This is a genomic window from Halobacillus litoralis (assembly GCF_004101865.1).
GTDB classification, from domain to species: domain Bacteria; phylum Bacillota; class Bacilli; order Bacillales; family Halobacillaceae; genus Halobacillus; species Halobacillus litoralis_A.
The window spans coordinates 970,117-987,007 of sequence record NZ_CP026118.1 but is presented as its reverse complement, the minus strand read 5'-3'; the positions used below and the strand labels follow the sequence as shown (position 1 = coordinate 987,007).

The 16,891-nt window shown below is 42.5% G+C and carries 21 protein-coding genes; 12 read left to right on the top strand and 9 right to left on the bottom strand.

Going from position 1 to position 16,891, the window contains the following annotated elements; all coding sequences use genetic code 11:
* Positions 1-12: 12 nt before the first annotated feature.
* Positions 13-1,410: a sodium:solute symporter family protein gene (locus HLI_RS04975; RefSeq protein WP_128523578.1), complete on the bottom strand. Its 1,398-nt coding sequence runs from the start codon at positions 1,408-1,410 to the stop codon at positions 13-15.
* 581 nt (positions 1,411-1,991) lie between these two features.
* Here HLI_RS04975 and HLI_RS04970 point away from each other — a divergent pair.
* Entirely contained in the window at positions 1,992-3,404 is a 1,413-nt protein-coding gene (locus HLI_RS04970; protein ID WP_164908488.1) for an alpha-amylase family glycosyl hydrolase, read from the top strand.
* Positions 3,405-3,592: 188 nt separating this feature from the next.
* Here HLI_RS04970 and HLI_RS04965 read toward each other — a convergent pair whose 3' ends face one another.
* Both HLI_RS04965 and HLI_RS04960 read right to left on the bottom strand, forming a co-directional pair.
* Positions 3,593-4,474 carry a DUF4349 domain-containing protein gene (locus HLI_RS04965; RefSeq protein ID WP_128523575.1) on the bottom strand — a complete coding sequence of 294 codons (882 nt, stop codon included), beginning with the start codon at positions 4,472-4,474 and terminating at the stop codon, positions 3,593-3,595.
* Between the two features lie 103 nt (positions 4,475-4,577).
* The gene (locus HLI_RS04960) at positions 4,578-5,438 is read right to left on the bottom strand and encodes a DegV family protein (protein ID WP_128523573.1); all 861 of its coding nucleotides are present in this window, start codon (positions 5,436-5,438) and stop codon (positions 4,578-4,580) included.
* 183 nt (positions 5,439-5,621) lie between these two features.
* Here HLI_RS04960 and HLI_RS04955 point away from each other — a divergent pair, with 183 nt between their 5' ends.
* Positions 5,622-6,470: a YitT family protein gene (locus tag HLI_RS04955; protein WP_128523571.1), complete on the top strand. Its 849-nt coding sequence runs from the start codon at positions 5,622-5,624 to the stop codon at positions 6,468-6,470.
* 59 nt (positions 6,471-6,529) lie between these two features.
* Positions 6,530-7,441: a BsuPI-related putative proteinase inhibitor gene (locus HLI_RS04950; RefSeq protein ID WP_128523569.1), complete on the top strand. Its 912-nt coding sequence runs from the start codon at positions 6,530-6,532 to the stop codon at positions 7,439-7,441.
* A 91-nt stretch (positions 7,442-7,532) separates the two neighbouring features.
* Here the strand turns inward: HLI_RS04950 and HLI_RS04945 are convergent, their stop codons facing one another.
* Positions 7,533-7,796, bottom strand: coding sequence for a NifU N-terminal domain-containing protein (locus HLI_RS04945; protein ID WP_128523567.1), 264 nt, complete (start codon positions 7,794-7,796; stop codon positions 7,533-7,535).
* 129 nt (positions 7,797-7,925) lie between these two features.
* Between HLI_RS04945 and HLI_RS04940 the strand changes: the two genes are divergently transcribed.
* Positions 7,926-8,753, top strand: coding sequence for a DUF2785 domain-containing protein (locus HLI_RS04940; RefSeq protein WP_128523565.1), 828 nt, complete (start codon positions 7,926-7,928; stop codon positions 8,751-8,753).
* Between the two features lie 16 nt (positions 8,754-8,769).
* A complete protein-coding gene (locus HLI_RS04935; RefSeq protein ID WP_128523563.1) occupies positions 8,770-9,195 on the top strand; it encodes a hypothetical protein in 426 nt (141 codons plus the stop codon).
* Between the two features lie 228 nt (positions 9,196-9,423).
* Here HLI_RS04935 and HLI_RS04930 read toward each other — a convergent pair whose 3' ends face one another.
* The 3 genes from HLI_RS04930 to HLI_RS04925 all read right to left on the bottom strand — a co-directional run bounded on the left by HLI_RS04930 (position 9,424) and on the right by HLI_RS04925 (position 10,696).
* Entirely contained in the window at positions 9,424-9,636 is a 213-nt protein-coding gene (locus tag HLI_RS04930; RefSeq protein WP_128523562.1) for a DUF3813 domain-containing protein, read from the bottom strand.
* A 2-nt stretch (positions 9,637-9,638) separates the two neighbouring features.
* Positions 9,639-9,785: a hypothetical protein gene (locus HLI_RS21495; RefSeq protein WP_164908487.1), complete on the bottom strand. Its 147-nt coding sequence runs from the start codon at positions 9,783-9,785 to the stop codon at positions 9,639-9,641.
* A 92-nt stretch (positions 9,786-9,877) separates the two neighbouring features.
* Positions 9,878-10,696, bottom strand: a complete 819-nt coding sequence (locus HLI_RS04925; RefSeq protein WP_206659637.1) for a Cof-type HAD-IIB family hydrolase — start codon at positions 10,694-10,696, stop codon at positions 9,878-9,880.
* Between the two features lie 181 nt (positions 10,697-10,877).
* Between HLI_RS04925 and HLI_RS04920 the strand changes: the two genes are divergently transcribed.
* The 5 genes from HLI_RS04920 (at position 10,878) to moaD (ending at position 13,339) form a co-directional block, all read left to right on the top strand.
* On the top strand, positions 10,878-11,642 hold the full coding sequence (locus HLI_RS04920; RefSeq protein WP_128523558.1) for an alpha/beta fold hydrolase: 765 nt from the start codon (positions 10,878-10,880) through the stop codon (positions 11,640-11,642).
* A gap of 104 nt (positions 11,643-11,746) precedes the next feature.
* Positions 11,747-12,031 carry a metal-sulfur cluster assembly factor gene (locus tag HLI_RS04915; protein ID WP_128526818.1) on the top strand — a complete coding sequence of 95 codons (285 nt, stop codon included), beginning with the start codon at positions 11,747-11,749 and terminating at the stop codon, positions 12,029-12,031.
* A gap of 101 nt (positions 12,032-12,132) precedes the next feature.
* Positions 12,133-12,657: a molybdopterin-guanine dinucleotide biosynthesis protein B gene (gene mobB, locus HLI_RS04910; RefSeq protein ID WP_128523556.1), complete on the top strand. Its 525-nt coding sequence runs from the start codon at positions 12,133-12,135 to the stop codon at positions 12,655-12,657.
* On the top strand, positions 12,654-13,109 hold the full coding sequence (locus tag HLI_RS04905) for a molybdenum cofactor biosynthesis protein MoaE (RefSeq protein ID WP_128523555.1): 456 nt from the start codon (positions 12,654-12,656) through the stop codon (positions 13,107-13,109). The genes mobB and HLI_RS04905 overlap by 4 nt, the downstream gene beginning before the upstream one ends.
* Positions 13,106-13,339 carry a molybdopterin converting factor subunit 1 gene (gene moaD, locus HLI_RS04900; RefSeq protein WP_128523553.1) on the top strand — a complete coding sequence of 78 codons (234 nt, stop codon included), beginning with the start codon at positions 13,106-13,108 and terminating at the stop codon, positions 13,337-13,339. The genes HLI_RS04905 and moaD overlap by 4 nt, the downstream gene beginning before the upstream one ends.
* Positions 13,340-13,982: 643 nt before the next feature.
* Here moaD and HLI_RS04895 read toward each other — a convergent pair.
* Positions 13,983-14,792 (bottom strand): undecaprenyl-diphosphate phosphatase, encoded by an 810-nt coding sequence (locus tag HLI_RS04895; protein WP_128523551.1) that lies wholly within the window; start codon positions 14,790-14,792, stop codon positions 13,983-13,985.
* Between the two features lie 164 nt (positions 14,793-14,956).
* Positions 14,957-15,130, bottom strand: a complete 174-nt coding sequence (locus HLI_RS04890; RefSeq protein WP_128523549.1) for a YjzD family protein — start codon at positions 15,128-15,130, stop codon at positions 14,957-14,959.
* Positions 15,131-15,264: 134 nt separating this feature from the next.
* Here HLI_RS04890 and HLI_RS04885 point away from each other — a divergent pair, with 134 nt between their 5' ends.
* Together HLI_RS04885 and HLI_RS04880 are read left to right on the top strand one after the other, a co-directional pair.
* Entirely contained in the window at positions 15,265-15,780 is a 516-nt protein-coding gene (locus tag HLI_RS04885; protein ID WP_128523548.1) for a hypothetical protein, read from the top strand.
* Between the two features lie 100 nt (positions 15,781-15,880).
* Positions 15,881-16,822 carry a BMP family ABC transporter substrate-binding protein gene (locus tag HLI_RS04880; protein WP_241655987.1) on the top strand — a complete coding sequence of 314 codons (942 nt, stop codon included), beginning with the start codon at positions 15,881-15,883 and terminating at the stop codon, positions 16,820-16,822.
* Positions 16,823-16,891: the final 69 nt, after the last annotated feature.

Here is a 16,891-nt window from a genome sequence, read left to right as displayed (position 1 = left end):
TCGGACTGTATGTTATGCGGTGGAGTGAGAGTTATTCTGAGTCATTAGTGTAACGATGATTAATACTAGAACCGCAATAGGCAAGGCAATTACAACGCTGTTCAAATCGAACGGTTTTGCTAAAGGGATTTCCCAAACCAGTGTGGTGACCACTCCGGCAATCATCGAAGAAAGCCCCCCGGCTTTATTGACTTTTTTCCAAAAGAATACGGCTAGTAATGCAGGGGTGAGTCCGGCTCCATATACTGTGTAAGCATACATTTGAACTGATAAGACAGTTGGGAAATAACTGATTAGGAGATATGCCAGCACGCCTAGCACGATAATGAATATTTTGGTCATCCTTAGCAGCTGCTTATCATTTGCTTCTTTATTAATATATTCGCCTATTATATCGTAAGTCACGTTGGTCGCTGCTGATAATAGGTAGGAGTTACCTGTGGTTACGATGAACGCCGTGGCTGCAGCTAACAAAATCCCGCCGACTACTGTCGGCATAGCCAAAGTTGTGGCCATGAGTGCCATACCAGGGTCGATATCTGGAAACATTGATAGAGAAGTGAAAGCGATAAATGATATCGCAGGAGAAATTATCAGCATACCCACGAGCCAGCCGATTTGCGCTTTCTTAGATGATTTATCGCCACTGGAAGACGCCAGACGTTGATACATGTTCTGGTCTCCAAGCAGTAAAAACAATGAAGGTAAAAGAAAACCTAATAATTGGATGGTCGATAAAGAACCGGTAGCTGTCAAATGATCGGCAGGAACGTTTGAGGTGATGGTGTCCCAGCCACCAGCAATGACAATAATCGTCGGAAGTGTTATTAATAGAGCTGCAATCGCCAGGAATGCGCTCAAAGCATCCGTTGGTGCTACAGAGCGTAATCCGCCTATCGAAGCAAGAAAAATAATCATTACGGCTCCGATGATCGTGCCGGTTTCCACAGAAATTCCTGTTGTCAGGTTTAAAATGAACCCAAGTCCGGTCATCTGATAAGATACAATACCGACAAAAGCGAGAATGATGATGATGCTGGCAATTGTTCTTGATGTCTTCCCGTACTTTTCTTCTAAAATACCTGAGACTGTGTATTTTCCAAATTCACGAATTTTAGGTGCTATTAAATAGAGGATGGCAATACCTACAAGAGTAGGAAGCATCATAAGCAGAGCGGGGATAATTCCATAGCTGTAGGCCATTGAAGTTTCTCCACCAGAAATACTTCCGCTGCCTGTCCAGGTAGCGAGGAGTGTCCCTGTTAACACAAATGTACCCAGCCCTTTTCCAGCCAAAATGAAATCTTCGCTGTTTGAAATCTTTCTGGAGAAATAAATGCCCATCAAAATCATAATTACACCATATATCCCTACGTACCACAGTAGGGTTGGATTATGTGTTAATTCCATAATGTGAAACCTCCTAAATGAATTTCTTTTTGATTAGTGTGGACTTAATCAAATTACTTATCCATTTTGGGCGGCCTTTTAGATATACATGGAAAGCATGCATCATCTCTTAAATGAATTTAAAGAATTAGAGCCAGAATAGATTCCAGTGCTTAATCCTGTCGTTTAAGCTGGGACGCCACTTTGCTTAAGCTTGTCGTGTCTATCGGGCGCCGCCACACTTAAACTATCCGGTTCCAGCGCCTAGCCCCTCGAGGTCTTAAGCAATTCGTTTTCGTGAAGAAAGTACACTTCACTACAACGCTTTGCATAAGCTTGTCGGGTCAACCCAAGGCACTTCCACACTTAGATTATCCAGTTCTGGCTCCCAGACACTCGAGACATAAGCAATCCAGCTTTGTGACAACCCCCGTCACATCGCTGTTTTGCTTATGCTTGTCGTGTCTATCGGGTCGCCGCCACACTTAAATTTTGTGTCAATTTTATGGATGTTTTTTAAAAGTGCTGGATTGAATTGACGGCTGAGGGTTTGAAGGGATACTCTAGAAGGGTTACCACATTATCAGTAAGGAGGACGGATGATGAGAAAATCAGTAATAGGTCTCATGGTCATCCCGTTCTTTCTTTTATGCAGCTTTTCGGTAAGTGCAGCAGAAAGAGAAGAGCGACAATGGCAAGATGAAAGCATTTATTATATAATGATCGACCGTTTCATGAATGGGGAGATGGGCAATAATGAAGGGGCGAACTTAGAGGATCCGGAAGCTTATCATGGGGGAGATATTAAGGGTATCATCGATCAGCTTGACTACATAAAAGAGTTAGGATTTACAACGATACAACTTTCTCCGATTATGGCCAATGAAGGTGAAGGTTTTCATGGTTTTCGAATCTCTGATTTTCAATCTGTGGAAGAACACTTTGGTACAATCGCTCAGGCTCAGACATTAGTGGAAGAGGCGCACGCAAGAGATTTAAAAGTCATTTTTGATCTGCCGGTCGGTTTTACTGGAGAAAACCACTCTTGGCTTGATGAACAATCGAAAGGCGATTGGTTCGCTGAGGGTCAAGTAGCAAGTGAACTCAGTTGGATTGACGGTATGCCGAAGCTTGATACATCGAATGTAAACTTACAGCAATATTTCCAAGAAACGATGGACTTTTGGCAGGAGGAAACAGGGGTTGATGGATTCCGTTTGGTTTCTTCTTCTCAAGTTCCTGAGGAATTACTACAGACAGCTAGCGGGGATAGGATCGTCATTGCTGAAAATCTTTCAGATAAGGAAGCCTTTCGTGCTCAGAGCCGTGAAATTTTCAGTGAGGCGGGTAATCCGTTAGATGAGTTAGTAACACAACAAAGCGTTGAGGAAGTCAATCGATTGGACGGCTTTGGTGTCGGACGGTTCACTCATCTAGCTGTAGAAAATAGTCAAAACCCAATTACAAGATGGCAGCTTGCCTTGACGTATCTGTTTACGGCACCTGGTATTCCACAACTTTACTATGGTTCGGAAATTCCACTTGATGACGGTGGAAATCTTCGCAACCTGCCAATGATGAATTTCAAGGCAGGAGATGAAAAGTTGAGAAAACGAGTGGAAAAGCTGACTTCCATGAGAGAGCAGTTTCCTGCCTTGACACGCGGCAACTATGAAGAATTGTACAATCAAGAAGGACTTGCTGTGTTTAAACGGACAGAGCAGGAGCAAACGATGATTGTTGCGATAAATAATGCAGAAGAAACGAAAACGATGGAGATTGAGAATTTGGAAGATGATCATCAACTGAGAGGATTACTGCATGATGGACTTGTCCGGCAACAAAATGATGGTTCATATCGCCTCGGCATGGAACGCGAAACGGCAGATGTTTTCATTGTCGAACAAAACAGTGGGTACAATTGGATGTTCATAGGTTTTGTAGGCGGCGTTTTAGGCTTGTTCGTTCTAGCTGTAATCATGATCAGTTTGAAAAACCGTAAAGAAAAAAACTGATTAACAGAAGCCAGACCCTGTGGTGTCAGGACCCAGGGCCTGGCTTTATCTATGTGGATCTTAAAGGTGCTCTCAAGCATATCTGTTCAATATCAGCTATAAGAGAGTGAACAGCACAAGGTAATAATAGGTTGAAACGTTTTTGAATTATGAAAAACATTCGAAAGCGTAATCATTGAGAGACTAATTCAGGACTCTGAACCAGCTTTTTTCTTTCTTCTCCACCAGAACAATGCCGCGATGATCAGGATGGGCAAAAGGATCGGAGAATAGCCGATGAAGAATATCGCTATCCATGAGAAAAAGCTGTTGATCCCATTGATCGAGGTAAAGAACGCTTGCTTCGTTTTTCCCCAAGTATTTAAATCTTGCTGATCGACTTCCGGAACGACGACTTTCGTTTCTTTGATGGAAAGGGTTATAGTGGAGAAGTCACTTTGGTTCGATAAATAATTCATTTCGCCTTTAATGGTTTCAATTTCTGATTGGACTCTTTCTAAGTCTTGAGAGATTTTAATCAAATCTTCCGTGGCCTCTGCTTCATCCAGAAAGCTGAGAAGACGTGCTTCAATTTCCTCTTTCGCTTTTAAGCGTGACTCAAGATCGACAAAATCTTTCGTAACATCCCGACTGTTGATGTTTCTGGACTTGATGTTATCTGTAATGTCCTCAAACCCACCAAGGAGGGCGTCAAAATTCGGCTGGGGAACCCGGAGGCGAAGATGACCTTCGCGGTTGCCGCGCTCGGTCTTATGGATGTTGGTTTCTACCATATAAGCATCATACTCATTCATTCGTTTTTCTAAACTTTGATAGAATTGGTCATAGTCATCTGTTTCCAAGTCGATATGCGCCTCATAGATCATCATTTTTTCTGTCTGGTTATCCTGGGTTTCTTCGGCAGCGTCATTTTCTGCTTCAGGTGTCTCCGATAAACCATTTGTCTTGCTTTCCTGTGTGGTTGATGCATCCTCATTACTTTCCGTGGATTCCTGGCTGTCTTCATTGCTGCAAGCAGCAAGAAGGAAGATTAGAATGAGTACTCCCAACCATGCACTTTTTTTCCGCATAAAAAGACCCCCTCTAATTAGGCTTATAAAATGGCGCAGGATGTTCCCGCTTTTCTTTATAAGTCGTAATTAGGGGAGTAGGGTTACACTTTATTGGGAATATTTATTTATAACTGTCATTCAAAAAGAATAGGGCTATGGTGCCAGGTCCGGCATGAGCGCCAATGGTAGCGCCGACAAATTCGATTTGGATTTCTTTAGTGCCGTATTCTTCACGGATCATTTCGGCCAGTTTTTCGGCTCGCTCCTGGTCATCTCCGTGACTGATGGCAATTCGTTGGTTTTGCAGGTCTGTCCCGCGCTCTCCCATCACTTCAAGCATCCGTTTCAATACTTTTTTCGTGCCGCGGATTTTTTCTAATGGGACAAGTTTTCCGTCTTCCATATGTAGAAGAGGCTTGATTTTCAGCATTCCACCAACGAAGGCTGCAGTACGGCTTACCCGGCCACCACGTTGTAAATAAACGAGATCATCAACAGTGAAGATGTGTTCCATATTAGTGGCATGATACATACCAAGCTTGAGGATTTCTTCAAAACTTCCTCCAGTTTCAGCGAGTTCAGCCGCTCTCATCACTATCAGGCCTAAACCTAGAGAGGCTGCTTTCGTATCAATGACTTCGAAGCGTGCATCTTCATATTCTTCTTTGATTTCCTCCTCAACCATTTTGGCTGTCTGGTATGTTCCTGATAGTTCAGAGGAGAAAGCGAAATAGATGAAGGGCTGACCGTTTCTCGCAAACTCAGAAAATGCATCACGAAAATCCTGGGGAGAAACCTGAGCCGTTTTCGGCCCTTCTCCTTGGCGCATACGGTCATAAACCTGTTGGGGCTTGATGGTAAGACCGTCTTCATACTCTTCTTCATTCATGATGATTTTCAAAGGAAGTGAATGGATCGAATGTCTTTCTAACGTTTGCTGATGCAGATCGGATGCTGAATCACAGACGATTTTTACATTCATTAGCGTCACCTACTGTCTTTTGGATTGTACCTTAAGTTTAGGCACATTCACACAGATAGTCAAAACAAATCGAACGTCCTATGAGATTCGACATATATTTACATGGATCTTCCATCTTTGACTTGATTTTGCCATCGCCTGGTGATAAAAATGAATAGACGATATAGGTAAGGAGGTTGGCATGTGTTTACAGTTGAAATAAAGCGTATATTAATCGTTCTGTTAGGGGCGATTTTAAATGCGATTTCCCTTAATTTATTCTTGATTGAAGCAAATGTTTATGCAAGTGGATTTACAGGGGTAGCTCAATTGCTCACAAGTATTTTGAATGACTTTGCCGGGATACCCGTGAGTACAGGTTTGCTCTTATTCATACTTAACATACCAGTAGCTATTTTAGGGTGGTATAAAGTAGGCAGAGGCTTTACCGTCTACAGCGCGATTTCTGTCGCCTTTACTACTCTTTTCCTTGAACTAATACCGGTCCAGCAATTATCCACCGATATCATACTGAATGCCGTATTTGGTGGTGTCATTGGTGGTATGGGTGTCGGTATCACATTGAAGTGGGGTGCATCCACGGGTGGTCTCGATATTATAGCCATGGTCCTTTCACGTATGAAAGACCGTCCGATCGGCATTTATTTTCTTTTCATCAATAGTGCGATCATCGCTATCGCGGGTCTTTTGTATGAACCGGAAAACGCACTTTATACTTTGTTGACATTGTATGTGACGACAAGAGTGATCGATGCGGTTCATACTCGCCACGAGAAACTTACGGCTATGATTATAACGACAAAGGCTGCCGATTTAGAGAAAGCCATCCACGGGCACATGGTGCGAGGTATCACGACCCTGCCTGCTAAAGGTGCTTTCACCCAACAGGATAAAAACATGCTCGTCATGGTCATCACACGTTATGAGCTTTATGATCTGCAGCACATCATCCAAGATGTAGATCCCCAAGCGTTCACAAACATCGTGCAAACGACTGGGATTTTCGGATTCTTCCGAAAAGATGATAAATAATGTAACGTTTTCCATCCGAAGACGACTCATTAGATAAATAGAAAAAGAGGAGTGGCGAAATGAAAAAGTTCTTAGCCATTATGATGGGGGTCATGTTGCTTACCTTAGCTGCATGCGGAAGTGATTCAGAAACCGGTGAAGCAAGTGGTGAGGAAAAGGAGGATCAGACGGATGAAGGAACGTCAGAAGATCAAGAGGCTGAAACTGATATGCAATCATTGATTGATCAATTGAAATTGGATGCCACAGTTGATGCGACTTCAGAAGCGGCTGCATTCAACTTTTCCATTGAAAATACCGGAGATGAACAAGTCAATCTAGGTTTTTCTTCAAGCCAGAAATATGAAATCAAAGTAGAAAATGCAGATGGTGAAAATGTGTACACCTTCTCGGCAGACAAAATGTTCACTCAAGAACTGACAACAGAAGAACTGGCTGCTGGTGAAACTTTTGAAGCAGAAGAAACGTGGACAGGAATCGAAGAGCCCGGGAAGTACGAAATGACGGTGACGATGCTTGTGAAAACGATCAATGATCAATCTCTGGAAGAGAATCCATTCCAAGTGACGGAAAGTTTCACAATTGAAAGTGAAGAAACGGATGAATCCTCAGAGTCGGATGAAGAAGCATCTGATGTTGAAAAGCACGAAGGTGATGGACAGGCGTTCCGTGAGATCGAAGTGACGGGTGAGAACGGTCAATACGTCATTAAAGGGGAAGCGCGTGTTTATGAAGGCAGCTTCCTATACCGTGTCGAAGATGGCCACAACGTTCAGGTAGAACCAACGGTCGTCCAGGTGGATGAAGGCGCACCTGCGTGGTCAACATTTGAAATCGAACTCGATATTCCTGAAGAAGATTTACCGCAGTTCGGTACATTGACTCTATCCCTGTATGAAGAAAGTGCGAAAGACGGGAAAGAGACAAATGTGAATTATATTCCACTAGAAAGCTTCCAAATGGAAGAATAAAACATAAAGAAATCCGCTCTACAATGTAGAGCGGATTTCTTATTTGCATTATAAAGCTTGTCGGGACACCCCGGACGCTTCCACTTTTATATTAATAACCGTATTCTTCTAATGTGCTTTTTACTTTTTCGGAAAGCTCGTCCCAATCTGCTTGGGGGAGTTTGTTGACAGTGATGAAGTTCTGGAAGCCGAAAACGTTGTCAACGCCGTCCAATTCCATCAAATCGTTCATGATTTTATGTTCACTGGTTTGACCAGGCATGACAGAGACACTGCCTTCCCCTTGGAAAATCATTGATTCTGTTGTGAATTTACGTGCATTCGGGTTTGGTGTTTCTTGTACTTGTATAGTCATATTATTATCCTCCTCTTTTACATCTCTTCTTATTTTACCAAAAAAATGCGCCTATCAAAACTGTAATCTCTTCTTTACATGAGGAATGGAAAATTGTGATACAATGAATACAATTTTAGGAGGTGTGCTATGGAGTCGAGATTGATAGATGTGTTACAGCCGATCAAAGACAATGATTATACATTGCCGGAAGGCCAGAACCTACAAGAGCTCACCACGATGATGCTCCAAAAAATCGGGTCAGTCCATCCCGTTTTGAGGGATGAATTGATTCATATGATTTTTACGACATTCATCGAACGTGGTCACTATACAAACGAACAATTGAAGAATATCCTCCAATCAATTTTAAATAAAAATTACTTATTTTACCGTATTGGGATGTCAAAAAACGAAGAAGATGCCGTTTTCAAGCGGAGCTTTTCTGTATTGCTGATTCCACCTATCATGCAAAAACATAGGAAATCTCCTTTTTTGAAAGAAGAAGAAATCCACCGAGTATGGGAAAACCTGAAAAAATATATGCAGCAAGAGAAGGATCACCGCGGGTACGTAAAAGAGAAAGGGTGGGCGCACGCGATGGCCCATGCGGCAGATGCAATCTACAGTGTGGCTGCTTGTGAAGAAATAACCAAAGAAGAAGTGCTCGAGATGTTACCAGTCATCAGACAACAGTTTATGATTGATCAGCCATATCTTTTCGATGAAGAAGAGCGGATGGTGACAGCAGTGCTGATGATGTTCAGAAAGATTGAGCATGCGGAGCGTATTGAATGGCTGGAAACACTGCTCTACATTCGTGACAGCTGGCAGAATCCTGATGAAGACATTATCATCAACAATAGTAAACACTTTATGAGAGCGATGTATTTCCGTATGATCGAAGGGGATTATCGAGAGCTTCGCCAGGTTTTAGAAAATTTGCTGAGGGAACTTAGAAAACAGGAAGCCTACTAAAACCTGGAGGAGATTTATGATTCGATGGGGTCTTTTCATTGGAACATCCTCGGGAATCGTTCTGGGACTTTATATGTGGTATGTGGAAATGGTTACAGGAAAGGAAGTTTATACACTTCTGATGAACGTCGATTTCATACCTATTATCGGAGGAATCGATTGGCCGGTTCCACTGGAATGGTTTTTCCACTTAGTCATTTCCTGGATGATCGGAATTCTTTACGCTTATGTGTTCATGCGCAAGTGGAAAGAGACGAACCGTAACCGTTGGAAACTCGCCATCGTTTTGACAGCCATTGCAGCATCCACCTACATTCCACTGACGATTTTTGCGATTAAAGAAACGCCCGCTCTGACGGATTGGACGGCGATTCTTTATTGGTTAATCGGTCATGTGCTTTACGCGATCACTTTGAAAAAATCATATGATCGATTTTACTGAAAAAGCCGGGGAAACGTCCTCGGCTTTTTCTTAATCCAGGAAATTTTGATACTTATATATGGTGAGCATTTCAAAAAACAAAGAAGCGCCTGATTGTGCACTCAATCAGGCGCTTCTTTGTTTTAGAAAATCATTAGGGGGGTTACTTACTATATACCCGATTCATCAAAAAGATAACGTAAAATAGAAAAAAAGATCAGGCCGGAATTTCCGACCTGACTTTTTTTGTTATCGCAAATTGTTGTGATGAGATTCAAGCTCTTGTTCCAATTGCTGTAGCTGTTGTTTCTCCTGTTGTGAACATTGGCTATAGGCAGATTGGATTGCTTGTTTAGCGGCTTGCATATCTTCCTTGTTCGCCGGGGCTTGTCGGCCCTCACCACGATTTTGAGTGAAACGGTTGACTGCTTCTCGCGCGTTTTCAAAAAGGTTTCTATTCATAGTTAAAACCCTCCTACCGTATGCTGATCAGCTTCGATTTCTTTACGTTTAGCTTCTGAAAGCCTTTTGGGCTCCATCTCGCTTTCGTCGAACCTTCGAACTTCTGTCCAGCTTTTGTCTTTGCGATTGGTTTTCTTTTGCTGCTCCATGACAAGACCTCCTGTCATAAAAAAGCCTGAACGCTTTCACGTTCAAGCTTAGTATGGCAAGAGCCTTCTTTTTTACACAAGGAAAAAATTGTTTATATAGCCCGTTGGTTGATTTTTAAATAATCATTTAAAAATTCGCCGATGCCGTTTTGTTCATTTGTATGTGTGACATGATTGGCAATATCCTTCAGTTCGTTGATCGCATTGCCCATAGCAACACCGACCCCGGCATATTCAATCATTTCAAAATCATTGTCCTCGTCTCCAAATGCGATGACACGGTCCTTTGGTATATGGAAATAGCGGGCGATTTTATCCAAGCCTACAGCTTTGTTCATCCCCGCCCGGACAATCTCGATCACATGCCATGGTGCACCCCATTTACGGTGATCGATTAATGATGCATGTTCATCAAGCTGTGCACGAAGCTGTTTGATTTTTTCTTCTTCAGGATGGATCAAGATAGATGTTGGGTCTTCCTTTAAGTTTGCTTGTAAACGACCGACTGTGATGGTGTTGTTTTCTGTGTGGAAAATGCTCATGATTTCTTCATCATACTGATCTAAGTATACCTCATCCATTACCTCTGCCAGAATATTTTTCACTCCGAGTTCTTGGCATGTATGGATGATTTTATGGGCGGTACGGATACCAAGAGGAGAATGGACTGCATCCCACCGCTGGTCTTTCGGATGGTGGATCAAAGCCCCATTGAAATTGACCATTGGTGTTTCCAATCCGAGATCATGGTAAAAGTCGATACTCGCCCTGTGAGGACGACCTGTCGCAATCACGACAATGTGTCCTTGCTCCATAGCACTCTTCACTGTATTTTTCGTTTTCTCATTAATTACTTTTGCATCGGTTAGAAGGGTTCCATCTAAATCTAATGCGATTAAGTGTTGATTCATTTTCTTCACCTCATTTGTATGTATAGTTTATCGGGAAGGCAGGTTAATTGTAAAGAATTACCCGTCTCATTACCTAACTCTTTCCAATCGATACTGGCAGTGTTACGATGAGTATTATATAAAATTAATATGAAGGCCATTTAAAAAGCAAGTAAAGATATTAAGAAAGGAAACAGAAATAATGATTGGCATTTATCGGAATACCTTGAAGAACGTACCCGTACTGACAGTAGTCGACGCTGCAAAACAAGAAGAACCCCTTCCAGTTTTTATTTATTTCCATGGCTTTACATCAGCGAAAGAACATAACCTGCCCCAAGCGTATTTACTCGCTCAAAAAGGTTATCGGGTCATCTTGCCTGATAGTGCTTACCATGGGGAACGGGAAAAAGAACTGTCCAAACAGGATTTGAATTTTAAATTTTGGGATATCGTGTATCAAAACTTAAAAGAACTCCAAGATATGAAAGATGAACTTGATCGAATCGGTTTAATCAAAGATAGAAGGATCGGTATTGGGGGAACATCGATGGGAGGGGTCACTGCAAGTGCTGCCCTGACGATGTATCCATGGATTCAGGCGTCCACGATCATGATGGGTTCACCTAAACCGGTGGATTTCGCAAAAAAACTTATCAAAGATGTTGAACAAACCGGTATCCTACTCCCGATTGACCAAGACGAGCTGGATGAACTCTTCAATTCGTTGGAATCAATCGACCTCTCCAGGCAAATCGATAAACTGTATGGTCGACCACTCTTCTTTTGGCACGGGGATGCCGACCCTGTTGTACCATTTGAACATTCATATGATTTTTATAATACAGCTATTGAGCATTATAAAAATCCCGAGAATATACGTTTCCTGCGTGAAGTCGGTAAAGATCACAAAGTAAGTCGTTTTGCCGTGATCGAAATGGTTAATTGGTTGGAATTAGTATTGTAATAAAGGGGAATATTTTATTCTCATCGAATTTTTGTTTATAATAGAGTTTGAAGAAATGTGAAGGGGGAACTAATGTGAGTACAACTGCACTTGAAGAAAATGCAATGGGCGCTCTTGAAAATGTCATTGACCCTGAACTCGGCATTGATATCGTAAACTTAGGTTTGGTTTATGGCGTCGATATAGATGATAATGGCGATGCTACAGTGACGATGACATTGACAGCAATGGGCTGCCCACTTGCAGGTCATATTGAACAAGACGTGAAGCGTTGCATGGCCGACCTTCCGGAATTAAATGAAATAACAGTTAATATCGTCTGGAATCCGCCATGGACGAAAGATCGTATGAGCCGTTACGCGAAGATCGCTCTTGGGATCCCAGATTGATTTCGTTCGATTATTTGTAAGAGATGCCCCTGCCGTTTCACTGCGGTAGGGGTTTTTATATAACTGAAATCAGGTAACATTCAGGAAGGGAGGGGAGAGTCATGAGCCGTGCACCAGTATTTCAATTTGTCGGTTTTAAAAATAGTGGAAAAACCTCACTATTGTCAGACTTGATCGCTTACGGCGCCGAAAAAGGCGAGCGTGTAGCAGCGATTAAACATCACAGTCACGAAGAACCATTGAAGGTGATGCATCTGGAAACTGACAGTTACCGATTACATGAATCAGGTGCATTTTTGACGGGCGTCGATAGTCCAAGAAGGTTTCAACTTGAATTGTCGCATGAGGATGACTTCCCACTAGAGGAGCTCGTCTCCATTTATCGTCATTTTTCACCGGATTTAATAGCTGTCGAAGGTTTTAAAGAAGAGGAGTATCCGAAAGCTGTCATCATTAAAAGGGAAAAAGATTTGCCATTACTTACTCAACTGTCTAATATTCAACTTGTGATCACTTGGGATGAAGTGCAGACAGGTCATGTCACTTACCCGGTAATCAAACTGGATGATTGGAGAGAACGCTTGCCTGAAGTGTTTGAGATTGCCAAAGGAGGCGCAGGAAGATGAAGAGATGCTGGATAACAGACAAGCCGCTCGAGGTGTCCTCGATGGTTGAACTCGTTACGAGAAGAGAAGCAGGGGCTATCAATACATTCATCGGTACAGTCCGTGAATTTACAGAAGGAAAACGGACGCTCTTCTTGCAATACGAAGCCTACACATCCATGGCAGAAAAGAAACTTGAAGAAATAGCTGAAGAAATCGACCGGAAGTGGCCGGATGTCAAAATCGCTATCGCCCATCGGATCGGCCGTCTTGAAATCTCCGATATTGCTGTAATCATCGCTGTTTCCACTCCACACAGGGACGACTCTTTCGAAGCAAGCCGCTATGCTATTGAACGGATGAAAGAAGTCGTGCCTATCTGGAAGAAGGAACATTGGGAAAATGGGCAAGAGTGGATCGGTAATCAAAAAGAAACAAAACAAGGAATACCCAGGGAGGAGGAGATTCGGTGAATCGTGTGTTGTTTTTCGCAGGTTTACGAGAACGTGTCGAAAAAGAAGAACTTGAAATTGATGTGACAGGCCGCACGGTTGGAGAGGTGAAAGAGCTGGTTAGTGAAAAGTATGGCCTGGACCAAATCCAGTCGTGTATGACGGCAGTCAATGAGGAGTTCGCTTTAAATGACATGAAAATCGAAGAAGGCGATACCATCGCTTTCATCCCGCCAGTTAGTGGTGGATAAATCGCCTTCATATCTAGAAGGATTGATTTCGAGATGTTTTTTTTAGTTGAACAGGGCGGTGGGGAATGGATCGCTTTCCGCGGGAGCGCAGTGAGCTTCCTCAGGCTTTCGCCTTCCGGGATCTCACCAAGCACTCTCTTCCCGCAGGAGTCTCCCCATTCCCCGCCGCCCCTTGCTATAATTGTTTCTCGAAATCGTTTCAAATATGTAAGAAAACTACTCTTCCAATAGCGAGGAAATAGTTGTTTAGCGGTGAAAATTTTATGTATGAAGTTATTCGAAATACACCCTAAATAGCATGATGGGGGATGACTGGAGAACGTTTTATCTATAGTTTAAGACTCTTCTCCTCTCCTATGGTGGGGTTCGTTCATTACATGTGGAATGGGGTGGTTTTGAAATGACGAGACTCCCGCGGGAGAAGGGGCTAGGCGAGACCCCGTAGTGAGTGTTAACGAGCGAGGAGGCTTGCCAGTTCCCCCCGCAGGAAAGCGAGTTGTTTATAAGCCACCCCTATCCCTTATTCGGTAACGAACCCCCAAGTTGTTGTAGGAGGCTTTTTGACTCGACATCATGTAAATATCCTCATATATCAAAAGAAGGGAACGAAATCTTTAGACGATTTCGTTCCCTTTTTTATCGATTATAAAAATAAGATGACAAGGCCACCGACGATGAAGCAATAAAACGCGAAATACTTCAGGTTTCCTTGGGCCATGATGTTCATGAACCATTTCAAAGAGAAATACGAAGCGACGACAGAACCAGCAAGTGCTATAGCATAGGCTGCCCATATGGTAGCAGAGGTGGCATTTGCGATTACTTCTTCAATTGAAAGAAGCATTGTGCCAAGACTGACCGGTATGAAAAGCAAGAAAGAGAAGCGCAGGGCGGTTTCTTGTTTCATTCCTAAAAACATAGCAGCGACAATAGTCGCTCCGGAACGACTGATCCCTGGAATTAAAGCGACAGCTTGTCCAATCCCTACGATCAAGGCGTCTTTCCAAGTCATTTGACTATCGCCTTTTCTTCCCCGCATATTGCGGATCAACCATAAGGCGATCCCCGTAATGATGAGGGTGATCCCGACGGTTTGTACATTAGATAAACCTTCGATAGCATCGCCAAGCAATATCCCTAGTACACCTGCAGGGATTGTCCCGATAATCAAGTAAATGATGAAGTCAAAGTCATCTTTTTGGCGCTCATCACGGCTCAATAGGTAACCGATCCCGTTTTTGACCAGACGGATCAAGTCGTCCCTGTAAATGATCAAGACAGCGATCAGAGAGCCGAAGTTGACGAGTACTTCGAAGCTCAGCCCTTTCAGATTCAAATCCAATAATTCTTGGGCAATCACTAAGTGACCGCTGGATGAAATCGGAATCGGTTCTGTAAACCCTTGGAAAATCCCAAGAAATAAATATTTGATCAATAACCATAATTGTTCCATTTCAAATCCTCCTGCTCATGCGAACTAGCTTTCCTAAATATATCGTTGATTGATTTTTATGTACAATAAGCCAAGTTATTCATTTTATCAAAGAATAGTACAGTTTTGTGAACAAATGAAAAACGCTGCCATCGCTAGATAGCAACGTTCCATGTTAAAAAGGCTTAGACTTCCTCTTTTATGAGTCCGTCTCCAAGTACCACGGCGGCCAAAGTGAATAGGATGGTCATAGTGATAACTTGGGAGAAAGCGAAACTGCTTCCTGCCATATTACTGACTACATAAGCGGTCATAAAGCTCAATAGAAAGGCCCAAATGATTGTCCAAATCATTCGCATAGTTACTCACCTCATTTATACGCAATCTATTTCTATATTAGCAGAACTGGGAAGAAAAAGAAATATGAAATCGCTTCATGATTTGTTTTCATTATGAATAAAATATAAGAAGTGATGAAAGAGGGGGAGGTCCTATGATGGTAACCGTTCATCCGTGTTTCCATTGGATCGGGTATCATATCAGTACTGGTCTTCTTCAAGAAGGGATTGAAGTGGTCGGTATCGATCCGATTGTCGATGAGCGAAGTGATTTATTATATATGTACGTCGGAAGGAATAGTAATTTTCAGCACTTTTTTCGGAAAGAGGAAAAAGAAAATCATGTACAGCAGACAGATGATGAGGTCATGATTGAATTTGTGGAAGATTGCATACTGATCAAAAGAAATGATAGAGACAAAGAACTTGTCAAATTACCTCCGCTTTACGGGGAATGGATGAACTTTGAACGGTTAGGGATCAGGGATAAAGACAGCCTCCAACAATGGGTGGAAGATCATGAAGCCGTTTATATAGAAGATTTTCTGAAAGAGCTATTCCCTATTGTGCTGAGAGATGAGGGTTTTTACTGGACGGCAACAGAGCAGGGAGAAAGTGTTTTGAAAGAAAGGTTGGAGGAGATCTGGCGTTGCCAGCGTTTATTGGTATAGGCATAGTGCTCTGATATCAGTATATTTACTTTTTTACTGAAAAACATGTAGAATAAAGGAGGATACAAGTAGTGGTAGTTTAGGAGTGCTTAGTGTGAAAATGAGATTCATCATGATATTATCTCTAATTTTTTATCTAGCAGGATGCCAGGCGTTTCCCGGCTATGATCAAGAAACCCAAGTGGGAATGCTTGTGGAAACAACCATTCATGATCAAGCATGGGGGCAGCAAGGGTATAAAGGACTGCAGACGATTCAGGAGGATTATGGTGTAGATATTTATTTTAAAGAAGGTATCAAAAACTATACCCAGACTGCTGAGGCAGTAGAAGATTTAGTTAATAAAGGTGTCGATGTCATATTCGGGCACAGCAATATCTATGGCAACCATTTTCGTGAAATCCATCAGGCTTACCCTGAGGTGGATTTCATTTATTTTAATGGAGAATTCTCTGCGGAGAATGTAACCAGCTTAAATTTCAGTGCAAGAGCCATGGGCTTCTTTGCTGGAATGGTCGCGGGCGAAATGACAGAAACCAATCGTATTGGTCTGATCGGTGTTTTTGAATGGCAGCCTGAAGTGGAGGGTTTCTATGAAGGTGTGATTCATCAAAATCCTGAGGCTGATGTTGATATAGCTTTGACAAACAGTTGGGAAAATACCCAGATGGCGCTTATGTTTTATGAAAACATGAGTGAAGAGGGGGCGGATGTATTTTACCCGGCTGGTGACATTTTTAATGTACCTGTCATTGAACAGGCGCAAATCGATGGAAACTATGCCATCGGGTATGTGCAGGATCAATCTTCTGTAGCAGAAAATACAGTATTGACAAGCACAGTGCAAAAAGTGGATGAAGTATATAGGATTGCAATGGAAAGATATATGAATGACAATCTGCCAGGAAAAGCATTGATGTTTGATTTTCAAGAGGGGGCCATTGAAATGGGCGAATACAGTCCTGCTGTCCCTGCTGATTTTCAAAAAGAAATGAGGGCAGCAGTGGAACAGTATATAGAAACAGAAGAGCTGCCCAATTGAAAAACTCTGGAGCCTGCGTTTGGCTTCAGAGTTTTTATTTGTAGAAACTCACCATTCTTTGATGGTCAC